This is a genomic window from Staphylococcus sp. GDY8P120P, from assembly GCF_017892065.1.
Classification (GTDB): Bacteria; Bacillota; Bacilli; order Staphylococcales; family Staphylococcaceae; genus Staphylococcus; species Staphylococcus nepalensis.
Map to the genome: position 1 here is coordinate 101,746 of NZ_JAESKI010000012.1, position 12,731 is coordinate 114,476.

Here is a 12,731-nt window from a genome sequence, read left to right on the forward strand (position 1 = left end):
ATAGGATAGTGTACCAACTGGACGGTTTAGTTTCAACCCTTAAAACGGCCAAAAAAAGGGATAAATGATGATGTCTCGTCATTTATCCCTATACTATCAGTACTTCTCATGATTTGAGAATTTAATTATTTTTTTATAATTTTAACTTTTTTATGCATCGTTTCGTCGCATTCGATTTTTTTCAGTGTAAGATGTTAATCTTTCTAAAACTTTTGACCTCATTGACTCATCTAATGCATCTAATCCAAACACCTCTGATAACCATAAACCATCTACTGCCAACCTTATAATTGTCGCATCTACTTTATCAAGTCCGTCTCGTTCTATTTTATCTTGCCATGCTTTATAGGTATCTTGTAACGGCAATAATAAATTACTGTTTATACCTTGTGCAGCCAACATTCCAGAAGTAATGGATGCATTTTCTGAACGGTGTTCTCTTGTAGCTTCAATAAAGGCGCGAAGTAATTTACCTTCATCTTGATCGTCTTTTTGTACATGCTCATTGACATTATTTCTATACAATTCATCTGCATGATCTACAAGTCCTTGTATTAACGCAAATTTATTTTTAAAGTGATACAGTAAACCACCTTTACTTACACCTGCTTTTTTGGCTACTGCATCCAGAGTTAAATATTCACTGCCTTGTTCGTTAACAATAGCCGCTGCTGCTTGTAATAGTTGCGTACGTTTAGACGCTCTTGCCATGACTACACCTCCTTAAATAATTTAATTTCGTTTGTATTTTTATCTTTTGTTTATCCGAGCAAACTATAAACGATAAATTATCAACTTGCAACATTATTATATTTTTTATATAACTTTATAACAGTTTAATCAAGTGGTGATACGTGCTTTTACTAACTTAAACATATGATATAACTATACAACCCTTTTTATATTCGTAACACACAAAACATGCAATGTGTGTTTACAAACTACAACTGATTTGTATAGTAAAACGCCAATTTATTGAGCGATTAGTCATCATTCATCCCTTTGCCTTCTAAAATATGCTCAATATATTTTTCAACTCTATTTTGTCTTGTTGATGCCTTTTTAGCATTTCCAATATAGTACATATATTGACGTTGTCTACCTGGTGTTAAATGATTAAATGCTTCTTTTAATGCTGGTGATGCTTCTAATTTATTTTTTAATTCTTCAGGCATATGATATGTTTCTGTTGTTTTCATAGGTACCTTTTCTCCAGACTTTTCAAGACGAATCGCTTCCTCAATATACCATTTAATTTCATCTTTTCTGTTTTTGATTTCTTCTAGACTTTCAAACCTTAATTGTCTCGCTGCTTGAACATTTTTTGTTTGTTGAATCAATGAATGATAGGGGTCTTCCATGATAGCCCCCTTTTCAAATAACAAAGCACAGTATTGTTTAAAATTTTGTATAATTACAACGTTCTTATGATTTAAAGTATAACAAGGATGCATCCATTTATAATCTTCTACTAATTCAGTTTCTTGCAAAATTGTTCTAAGTAATTTAAAAGAGGCTTGCCAATCGTTTAATCCATCAATAAATGCATCTACCTTTATATTTTTATTTTTTTCAACCATAAGCACTCACCCTTTATTTTTTATTTATTTTCATTTTACTATGAATAGTGCAATTCAAGCCATTACAAAAGTATTCTAAAGAACAAACCAAGTTTTCCGATTAGTGTAATATGATTTAAATATAATTTGTGTTATGATGCTTTTATTATTTTCAATTTACATAAAATAAAGAGGTGTTCTAATGCAACAATCAAAACATTTAAAAAAAGTGCTGAGTTTATCTGATGTTATGGGTATTGCTATCGGACAAATTATTGGCGCTGGTGTCATGTCCTTAACGGGTATTGGTATACAAATGACAGGAAGTGGCATTACGCCAGCATTCATTCTATCATCACTTATAACATTACTTACGATGTTACCTATAGCAATTTTAGCTTCTAGTTTACCTACTACAGGGGGTATGTATCAATATACTAGTCGGTTACTGTCACCTAAAACAGGTGTTTTTTGGTTATTATTATTCATCTTTTTACAAATAACATTATCTTTATATGCGCTTTCTTTTGCACAATATCTTGAAGGTTTACTCCCTGGTGTTCCAGTAAGAACTGTAGCCTTTTTACTACTCACCGTTTTGTTTGTAGTTAATATCGTGGGCATTAAATCTGCTTCAATCGTCGGTAACTTAATGGTAATAACTTTAATCTTAGCTTTATCATTCTTTATTCTTTTTGGTTTACCTCATGTTAATTTTAGCGTATTCAGCACCTCATCCATGTTTCCTGATGGTTTTACTGGTTTCTTTACAGCAGTGGGTCTCGTTTCATTCGCTACAGGTGGAGCTCAAGTAGTAGCTGAACTTGGTGGAGAAATGAAAAACCCTAAGAGAGATATACCACTTGTAATCGTTGTAGCTACTATTTTTGTAGGGTTATTATATGCTTTTATCGCCTCTATTGCAGTTGGGGTTTTACCAATACCTGAAGTTGCAGGCAGACCTTTAACAAGTGTCGCTAAAGAAGTGCTACCATCACCAGTATTTATTTGCTTTATGGTTGGAGGAGCGATGTTCGCTTTAGCTACGACTCTGAACGCAACATTCACGTGGGTCACAAAAAGTTTATTAATTGCTATCGAAGATGGATACTTGCCCAAGACGTTAGGCACTGTTAATAAACGCTTTGGCACGCCACATTGGTTATTACTAATATTTTATATTATCGGAATTTTACCAATTGTAAGTGGTATGTCTCTAGATGTTGTCGCACAGTTAGGTACAGGTATTTCACTTATCGTATTTGCTTTCCCTGCGCTAGCTGTTACACAATTACCTAAAAAATATCCTGAAGCTTATAAGCAATCTTTCTTTAAATTGCCTTATCCAGTACTAGTGGTCATCGCTACGGCAGCCATTGTCGTTTTACTCTATCAATCATACTTGCTAATTTCAGATTTGAAATTAGGTTATATTATGGGAACATTTGCATATATTTTTATTTCTGCATTGATTGCTCATTTTTCTAATAAAAAATCAAACTTATCTATTGAATCTATACAATTCGCTAAAAATGTTCCAAAAAATGAGGACTGGGACAAAAACCAAATTTTTATAAAATGATTTCGTTTATCCACGCCATCAAGAAGAACTAGAAAAAATAGTCCAGAGCCGAATTGCTTGCATAAGTGCTACTAGCCCCCAATGGATTACATGAGCTTCGACTCATGCATAAGTGCTACTAGCCCCCAGTGGGTTACATGAGCTTCGGCTCATGCATAAGTGCTACTAGCCCCCAGTGGGTTACATGAGCTTCGACTCATGCATAAGTGCTACTAATCTTCATAAATGAAGAAGTAGCACTTTAGAAGTAGCACTTTTGAAATAGCTTTTTAGACCTGTTTTTCTTTAGTAAAGTAAGGCTTTATATTTTTATTCCATTCACCTCCTGCCAACACAATATTCAAGATTAAAACATTATTTATGTCTCAATACCTTTTTCAACAATAGCACTCCATTAAACTTAAAATGGATGCTATTGTTATGTATATGTTAAACACTATAAAAACATAAGAGTCACAAAGAAGTTTGTATCAATGTACTATTTAATACATTCAAACATGCCTCCCTTTTTTCAAATAAGTCACTTTATCAAAATACATCTTTAATCTATGTAGCGATTTGCTTTTCTTATGGTTTAATATAAGTAAAATTATATTAAAATCATTATAAAATATTAAAATCAATCCCTAATCTCTGTTACACTTATAAATAATCACTTTTTAAGTGTGTGTGGTAAAGCGTTAAATGATTTATGTAAGCGCTTTAAGTTTATGGAGGGGATGTTTTATGCAACAAGATAATATTTGGTTAACAATTGTTGGTCTCATTATTATCATTTTAATCGTTGGTTTATTGATAGCCAAACGTATCAGCCCTGTGGTAGGTATGATTTTAATACCAAGTATAGGGGCTTTAATATTAGGTTATAGTATTGGAGACTTAGTAGATTTCTTTAATAGTGGGTTAGATCAAGTAATCAACGTTGTCATCATGTTTATCTTTGCCATTATTTTCTTTGGAATCATGAGTGACAGTGGTTTATTTAAACCTTTAGTGAAAAGGTTAATTTTGTTAACGAGAGGTAACGTCATCATCGTCTGTATTGTCACAGCAATCATTGGTACGTTCGCGCAATTAGATGGTGCAGGTGCAACAACATTCTTGCTATCAATTCCTGCATTATTACCACTGTATAAAGCCTTAAATATGAATCGATATCTATTACTTTTATTACTTGCTTTAAGTGCCGCTATTATGAATATGGTACCTTGGGGCGGCCCGATGGCGCGTACGGCTTCAGTCTTAAACATAAAAAACGTGAACGAGCTATGGTATGGTGTTATTCCTATTCAAATTATAGGGTTCTTCCTTATACTCATATTTGCTGTATATTTAGGTTTCAGAGAAAAAACACGCATCAGCCGTGATATTCGTTCTGGTAAATTACCAGATACTCAAGACGTGGACATACATAAATTAGTAGAAATTTATGAGCATGATCAAGATATTAAGTTCCCTATCCGTGGTGTTGCTGTTACAAAACCTTGGATTAATTGGGTGAACGTCGCATTAACCATCGCAGTCATTGTAGCAATGTTAGCTAACATTGCTCCACCAGAATTCGCATTTATGATTGGTGTTGCAATTGCTTTAATTATTAATTTCCCAAATGTCGATGAACAAATGAGTCGTTTAAAAGCGCATGCGCCAAATGCTTTAATGATGGCTGCAGTTATCATTGCAGCAGGCATGTTCTTAGGAGTATTAAATGAAACTGGTATGTTAGAATCTATTGCACTCAGCTTTATTCATATTATTCCAGACGCAGTAGGTCCGTATTTACATATTATAGTGGGTATATTTGGTGTACCTCTAGATTTATTAACGAGTACGGATGCTTATTACTTTGCTGTATTACCAATCGTAGAACAAACAGCAAGTCAATTCGGTGTACCTAGTATTTCTACAGCTTATTCTATGGTTATTGGTAATATTATAGGAACATTCGTCAGTCCATTTTCACCAGCGCTATGGTTAGCTATAGGTCTTGCAGAAGCAAACATGGGTACTTATATTAAGTATGCTTTCTTCTGGGTTTGGGGATTTGCAATCGTAATGTTACTCATTGCTATGTTAATCGGCGTTGTAACTTTTTAATATGCACTTTATAAAAACAGCGAAGCCTTTTGGCTCCGCTGTTTTCTATGTGTTTATTTGAGTATTTTTATATTTTGCGACATTTTTAAGGCTAATCACTAAAATGAATGCTACGATAGCAATCGCAGCTGAGAAGTAGGTAGTTGCATATACGTTTAAATTAGATACAACTAAACCACCCACAATACCACCAATACCGATGCCGGCATTTAAACTGGACATATTCCAACTCATTACTTGGCTTGTATCACCTTCAACATGTTCAATAATACCACTTTGAACAGCTGGATTAGTACTCCATTGCATAATATTCCAAATAAAGATAACCATTAATAATAAGCCTGTTCCTGGTAAGAAAACATTAAGGATAAGCATCATGATAATAAATATAGTAGTAGCGATAATTAACCAACGTTTACTTGTAAGTCTATCCGATAAAAAACCACCCATTGAGGTACCTATTACACCTGCTACACCATTAATTAATAATGCAACAGAAACAAATGACAGATCATGTCCCCCAGAAAGCATCAATGGATTAATATATATGAATGTAACTGAGTTCGCTACTAATAATAAGAATGTGATACCTAAGTATTTTGTTACTTCAACTGGTCTCAGCACTTTAGAATAACTACTTGAACGTTTCGAATCTGTTTCTGTATTGGTAGATGGATAACTGCTTAATTTCGGAACATACGCATACATTAAAACCCCTACAAGTATACTAATAACAACAATAAATAGAAATGTATATCTCCAACCAACTAAATCACCTATAATTGTGCCAATCGGTACACCAAAAACGTTTGCGCCACTAAAGCCTGAATACACAATACCTATCATTTTGCCACGGTGTTGAGGTGCAGTTAACAAGGCTGTTAACGCTAGTATTTTAACTACAATTAAAGCAGCTGCTGCAGATGATAATATTCGTCCGACTACTAGAATAGAAAAGTTAGGCGCTATAGCAATAATAAGATTTCCTACAACAAACACTGCTAAAGCCCATAGTAAAACCTTTCGTGGTGAAAAACGGTTGGTTAACTTCACTAATATAGGACCAGCTACGGCAAATGTAATAGCGTATAAAGTTACTAATTGCCCTATGACAGGTTCAGAGACTTGTAAATCATTACTCATTAAATTCATAATCCCTGCAACCATCATTTCGACCATTCCAACAATAAATATACTTAAAATAAACGTAATAATACGCATAATTGACATAAATATCCTCCTCTCTTTGCTTTGATTTCAAAAATTTTATAACTGTTTTATTATAAACCATTCGTCAATATATATGAATATGTCACTATATGTAAAATTTTTAATTTCCAAATTAAAGGCAGGAAACGAACAGAAATCCAAAATTGAATTTGGTCTCATGTTCTGTCCCCTGCCGCACAAATTGATTGTAAATAAATGGGCAATCAGCAATCAAGGTATTTCTAAATCGTGCATCGTTTTGTAGTTCTCTCGCATATATAACTAGCATGCACTATAGCCAGACATGCACTGTAACAATCATATACATTTTCATCGATTATCTTCTGATATATGACGGCCAATTAATTGATCGCGTTGATTAAAGAATTGACGATAGCTTAAATAAGTTGCAATCAATGCTGACATAATAGTTGCAGTCGTATGAATAAACACGACCATCAGTTGAAATTTCACTGCTTCTAATGGTGCTACACCGCCAATAATTAAACCAGTCATCATACCTGGTATAGACACAATACCATATGTCTTCACAGAATCAATCGTTGGTACAATCGCTGTTTTTATACTTTCACGTATTGTACCTTTTGAAGATAGTTTTGGATCTGCGCCTAATGCTAATTTTGCTTCTATTTGACTCATTTCTTTCACGAATTCACGGTCTAAATTTTGATAAGCAAGGTTAATAGCAATCAACCCATTACTTCCAAGCATTCCTGCTATCGGAATAACTTCATTGGGTTTAAAATCAATTGCTCCAGTTAATATAACCCCAAATAATGGTAACGCAACCCCGACAAATATAGCAATGAAAGAAATCCAAAAAACATTATGCATGACTGGCGAAGCCCTACTAATAGTGTTCCAAGAGGCGTTAACAATTATGATTAAGACAAATAATAATAATAACCAAGCTTGATTTACATCAAATATAAAATGAAGTAAATAACCTAAGATAACTAATTGAACGACCGCTCTAATAGTAGCAATTAACAAATCTTTTATGATATGTAACTTCTCTTTATATGAGACGATAATTGGGAAAAGTAAGAGTGTGCCGGTAAGTACTAAAGCTGTCGTGCTCATCTTAAATCCTCCTCCTTCTCTATTTGACCATCAACGATTCTAATGCGTTTTTGAAAGTGTCTCATACTTTGGTCATTACTATGTGTAATCCACAATATACTTACACCTTCATCGGCAAGTTTAAAAATGAGAGATTCAATTTTTTCACTATTATGTATATCTAAAGCACTCGTAGCTTCATCTAGTAATAATATTTTTGGTTTATACATTAACTGTCTAGCTATGGTTATACGTTGTCGCTCTCCACCAGAAAGATGACTTACACTGGTATTAAAGTTATAGTGTCCTAGACCAACCGCTTTCAATAGTGCTTTAGCTCTTTTACGATTAAATTTATCGTTTCTTATATTAGCAGGGAAAGCTAAGTTATCGCCAATCGTTCTATCAAACAAATCACTTTCTTGTAGCAAATAACTCACTTCCATACGTAATTCTTCTGGGTTAATCGTTTCATATGCGTCCCCATTTAGATATAATTCTCCTTGCGTTGGACTTATCAAATTATTAATTAGGCGAAATAATGTACTTTTACCGCTTCCAGAAGGCCCAACAACAGCAATCGTTTCCCCTGATTCTATTTTCAAATTAATCTCTTGAATGATTTTACGGTTATCTATTTGATATGAAACATTTCTGAGTTCTAACATTTTGAACCTCCTAAATACATATATAAGTCGTATTCCCTAATATAATTACTTTATTATGTCATTCATTAGAAAAAGTTAAATAACTTTAATCTATACTCTCAATATGCCATTAAATGAAATAACTATTTATTTTAAAAAGACTATAGCAATAAAAGAAATTAAATTATTGAAAGCATGTAAAGAGATTGAAACAGCTAAATTTTTACCACTTTTTAAATATACAAATACTAATCCTAACGCAATAAATATATAACTACCAATTTCAAATGGCGATGTTGCGCCTAATACATGTATACCAGCAAATAATATAACAGAGAGTACACTTGCAACACCATACGTTATTTTTTTACCTAATTCATGAATAATTAAATGTCTAAATAATAATTCTTCAATGATTGGCGTCAAAACAACAATGTCCACAAATAAAAAGGGAAGCATCCAATTATTTTCAAACATATCCTCCAATATCATTTGGTTTTGCGTCTCACTATATTGCAAAGTTTCTGGTAAAAGTGTCATAAGCCAATCATAAAAACTATTTAAACCAATAGTAGAAATGTATGTAATAAAAATAACAAGTACATACTTACGAACTTGTTTGAATCTTTTTGTAGTCATTGTTTTCAAATTATCGTTTATATGCATCAAATAAAAGCTGAAAATAATACTTATTTCTGCTATGACACCGCCAATAATCAATACATTATGATTACTAAAAAGCGAAGTATCATCTAAATTAAAAGCAGAGTATAAGGCTAATAAAAATATTAATAACATTAGCGGTATGATATTATTCGCTAAGATATAAATGGGGATTAACCAGAAATCTCTTTTTACTACTTTTTGTTTTTGCCATATATTTGTATGTGTAAATTGAGTAATATGAGATTCTGATGGCTTGTCAGTCATATGACACCTTCCTTATGATTATTTATCAATAATATAACATAATTCTATACCTCAATTATAAGTTACTTTATAATTTTTGTGTTTTTAAAAATAAAATTTCGAATAACATATTTATATCATTGTAAAATGTATGATTTATTGTAGTATATAATTATATAAAGGGGGAATGTTACATGACTATACTGTCCATTTTGCAGTTCATCGTTAACATTATCATTGTTATTTTCATATTAAGTGTACTAATTTTAGGGGCTATCTTACTTATAAAAGATAAGCGCCAAAAACAACATAGTGTGTTACGCAATTATCCATTATTAGCGCGTATTCGCTATTTCGGTGAAAAAATAGGGCCTGAGTTGCGTCAATATTTATTTTTAGCAGATACTAAAGGAAAACCTTTTTCCAGAAATGATTTCACTAATATTGTATTAGCTGGAAAATATAATTCGAGAATGACGAGTTATGGCACGCAAAATGACTATGAAGATGGGTTTTATATTCAAAATACCATGTTTCCATTACAATCTACAGAATTACATATTGATCAGTCACCTATGATTTCGTCATTTATTTATACCATTGATAACGAACGCTTATTTGATCGAGATGAACATCGGATTGAAGCAGAAATCGATCCTTTTTATTTAGCAGATGAAGACGCCATTATCATAGGTTCTGAATTAAAGCATCCGTTTAAATTAAAACGTTTAGTTGGTCAATCTGGAATGAGTTATGGTGCTTTAGGAAGTCATGCCATCAGAGCACTATCAAAAGGATTAGGACGAGCTGGAACTTGGATGAATACTGGTGAAGGTGGTTTGTCTAAACACCATTTATCTGGAAATGTTGATATCATTTTCCAAATCGGGCCTGGTTTATTTGGTGTTCGCAATGAAGATGGCCAATTTGATATGGATGCTTTTTTAAATTTGGCTAAACAAACGACTATAAAAGCATTTGAAATTAAATTGGCCCAAGGTGCGAAAACACGTGGTGGCCACATGCAAGGTAATAAAGTGACAGAAGAAATCGCAAAAATTCGTAAAGTAGAACCATGGAAAACGATTAATTCACCAAACCGTTTTGAATCGATTAATAATTCTAAAGATTTATTGGATTGGATAACAAAACTACAACAACATGGCCAAAAACCTGTTGGGTTTAAAATGGTTATAAGTAAAGTTTCAGAAGTAGAAACACTTGTGCGGACTATGATTGAAACAGATCAATACCCTAACTTCATTACGGTTGATGGCGGTGAAGGTGGAACCGGCGCAACATTCCAAGAATTACAAGATAGCGTGGGTCTACCATTGTTCACTGCTCTTCCTATATTGACAGGTACTTTAGAAAAATATGGTATTCGTAAACACATCAAAATTTTTGCATCAGGTAAACTTGTAACACCCGATAAAATCGCCATTGCTTTAGGTTTAGGTGCTGATTTAGTCAATGTTGCACGTGGTATGATGATTAGCGTCGGGTGTATTATGAGTAGACAATGTCATATGAACACATGTCCAGTAGGCGTCGCAACCACTGACCCTAAACGAGAAAAAGGCCTAATTATAGAAGAAAAAGAATATCGCGTCACTAATTTTGTAACCAGTTTACACGAAGGGTTATTTAACATCGCCGCTGCGGTAGGTGCAGCCTCACCTACCCAAATATCCAAAGAACATATTATTATCAAAAAGAAAGACGGCAACTTACAATCTATATATGATTATAAATTAAAACTACTTGAACATAACTGATATCAAAAATAAGCGCTCTAATAATTTAAAGTGAATGTCAAACTTTGAAATATCAGAGCGTTTTTTCTTATTATTTTTATTTAATCTGTTTGTTTAACTTGGCTTCTATTGTTTCTTGATCATCATCTAAAGGATTAAATTCAAATGGATTATCATTGATAAAAACAATAGGAATACCTTTAATACCTCTTTCAAATGCTTCTTCATGAATAGCTAAAGAACGTTCATCTGCTTCTTTATGAGGTGAAAGATTAAAGGCTTGCTTCATCTTTGCTTCAATTGTAGAAAAGTCGACTTTCCATTGGTTCTGAGTTTGATATAACTCACGTATAATCTCTAAGGTTGTTTCTGGTTGTTGATAATCTAGATATATATTGGCTACTGTTCCTTTCAATAATGCTTGTTTTGTTTTATCAAAATGCTTAATGACATGCTGCACCTTTCCTTGCTCAACTAAAGGCGTTAATACAGTATCAGCAGCATAAAAATAATTTTTACAATAAGGACACGCAAAATTTATAAATGATTCCACTTTAATAGGTGCATCATTTGAGCCAAATGTTAAATGTTTAATTTCCGTCATAATTGATCCCCCCACTTTATCTATATTTATATTGAATCACGGAAAAGATTCGATTGCACCTTTTTAGTCTTAGCAAATTACTAAGAATTAAATTAACGTGTTATATTTTTTACAAATGAAGGGTCCAAAGTGCAATCCATTAGAATATCTAGCAGTTCATGATAAAATAAATATAATTATCATATTAGGGGGAATTATATGGACAATTCAGTAAAATTATTAAAAACGTTAACGGATGTGGATGGCATCGCAGGACATGAAAAAGCGGTAAAAACACTTATGCGCGATTATTTAACACCCGTAAGTGATGAAATCGTCGAAGACAATTTAGGGGGTATATTTGGAAAAAAATCTACTACTAACGGAAATAAAACATTAATGGTGGCAGGCCATTTAGATGAAATTGGTTTTGTAGTGACTAAAATCGATAACGATGGTTTCCTAAAATTCACACCTATTGGCGGTTGGTGGAACCAAGTTATGTTATCACAAAAAGTGACAATCACAACGGATCATGGCAAAAAAATCAGGGGCATCATTGGTTCAAAACCACCACATGTATTATCGCCTGAAGAACGTAAAAAAAACGTAGAAATCAAAGATATGTTTATTGATATTGGCGTAAAAAGTAAGAAAGAAGCTGAACAATTCGGTATTGAAATTGGTAATATGGTCACACCATATAGTGAATTTGAAACACTTGCGAACAATAAATATTTAACTGCAAAAGCTTTTGACAATCGTTATGGTTGTGCCCTTGCGGTAGATGTCTTAAATAACCTTACCAACGCATCTATCGATATTAACTTAGTCTCGGGTGCAAATGTACAAGAAGAGGTCGGTCTTCGTGGTGCCAAAGTTGCAGCTAATAAAATCAAACCTGACTTAGCACTTGCAGTAGACGTAGCTGTTGCATATGACACACCAGGCATGTCTGGCCAAACAAGCGAAACGGCTATTGGTCAAGGACCGGTTGTCATTATTATGGACGCATCCAACATAGGCCATGTTGGGTTTACAAAACACATCAAAGCAGTTGCTCAAAAACATAACATAGATATTCAATTAGATTCCACGCCTGGTGGCGGCACTGACGCTGGTAGTATTCATGTCGCTAACGAAGGTATTCCTACAGTATCAATTGGTGTTGCACTACGTTATATGCACTCCAATGTTTCCGTATTGCATACAGACGATTATAAAAACTCTGTAGCCTTAGTAACTGAAATAGTCAAATCTCTAAATGATGAAACAGTGGATGAAATCATCTGGTAATAAACTAAA

Annotated in this window: 11 protein-coding genes; 4 read left to right on the forward strand and 7 right to left on the reverse strand. The window is 33.3% G+C overall.

Annotated features, from left to right (window positions below):
* Positions 1-150: 150 nt before the first annotated feature.
* Entirely contained in the window at positions 151-711 is a 561-nt protein-coding gene (locus KA900_RS09005; RefSeq protein WP_096808483.1) for a TetR/AcrR family transcriptional regulator, read from the reverse strand.
* Between the two features lie 272 nt (positions 712-983).
* On the reverse strand, positions 984-1,580 hold the full coding sequence (locus tag KA900_RS09010; protein WP_115341957.1) for a YdeI/OmpD-associated family protein: 597 nt from the start codon (positions 1,578-1,580) through the stop codon (positions 984-986).
* A 181-nt stretch (positions 1,581-1,761) separates the two neighbouring features.
* Between KA900_RS09010 and KA900_RS09015 the strand changes: the two genes are divergently transcribed.
* Together KA900_RS09015 and KA900_RS09020 are read left to right on the forward strand one after the other, a co-directional pair.
* Entirely contained in the window at positions 1,762-3,141 is a 1,380-nt protein-coding gene (locus tag KA900_RS09015) for an APC family permease (RefSeq protein ID WP_115341956.1), read from the forward strand.
* Positions 3,142-3,867: 726 nt separating this feature from the next.
* The gene (locus KA900_RS09020) at positions 3,868-5,238 is read left to right on the forward strand and encodes a CitMHS family transporter (protein WP_096808480.1); all 1,371 of its coding nucleotides are present in this window, start codon (positions 3,868-3,870) and stop codon (positions 5,236-5,238) included.
* 45 nt (positions 5,239-5,283) lie between these two features.
* Here the strand turns inward: KA900_RS09020 and KA900_RS09025 are convergent, their stop codons facing one another.
* From KA900_RS09025 to KA900_RS09040, 4 genes are all read right to left on the reverse strand, one after another.
* Positions 5,284-6,468: an MFS transporter gene (locus tag KA900_RS09025; RefSeq protein WP_115341955.1), complete on the reverse strand. Its 1,185-nt coding sequence runs from the start codon at positions 6,466-6,468 to the stop codon at positions 5,284-5,286.
* Positions 6,469-6,777: 309 nt separating this feature from the next.
* On the reverse strand, positions 6,778-7,551 hold the full coding sequence (locus tag KA900_RS09030) for an ABC transporter permease (RefSeq protein WP_096808478.1): 774 nt from the start codon (positions 7,549-7,551) through the stop codon (positions 6,778-6,780).
* A complete protein-coding gene (locus KA900_RS09035) occupies positions 7,548-8,198 on the reverse strand; it encodes an ABC transporter ATP-binding protein (RefSeq protein ID WP_096808477.1) in 651 nt (216 codons plus the stop codon). The genes KA900_RS09030 and KA900_RS09035 overlap by 4 nt, the downstream gene beginning before the upstream one ends.
* A gap of 126 nt (positions 8,199-8,324) precedes the next feature.
* Positions 8,325-9,107: a CPBP family intramembrane glutamic endopeptidase gene (locus KA900_RS09040; RefSeq protein WP_096808476.1), complete on the reverse strand. Its 783-nt coding sequence runs from the start codon at positions 9,105-9,107 to the stop codon at positions 8,325-8,327.
* 173 nt (positions 9,108-9,280) lie between these two features.
* On the opposite strand from KA900_RS09040, the gene KA900_RS09045 reads away from it, so the two are divergent.
* Positions 9,281-10,864, forward strand: a complete 1,584-nt coding sequence (locus KA900_RS09045) for an FMN-binding glutamate synthase family protein (protein ID WP_096808475.1) — start codon at positions 9,281-9,283, stop codon at positions 10,862-10,864.
* Positions 10,865-10,940: 76 nt separating this feature from the next.
* Here the strand turns inward: KA900_RS09045 and KA900_RS09050 are convergent, their stop codons facing one another.
* Positions 10,941-11,447, reverse strand: coding sequence for a thioredoxin domain-containing protein (locus KA900_RS09050; protein ID WP_119488105.1), 507 nt, complete (start codon positions 11,445-11,447; stop codon positions 10,941-10,943).
* Between the two features lie 198 nt (positions 11,448-11,645).
* On the opposite strand from KA900_RS09050, the gene KA900_RS09055 reads away from it, so the two are divergent.
* A complete protein-coding gene (locus KA900_RS09055; protein ID WP_103373361.1) occupies positions 11,646-12,722 on the forward strand; it encodes a M42 family metallopeptidase in 1,077 nt (358 codons plus the stop codon).
* Positions 12,723-12,731 lie beyond the last annotated feature (9 nt).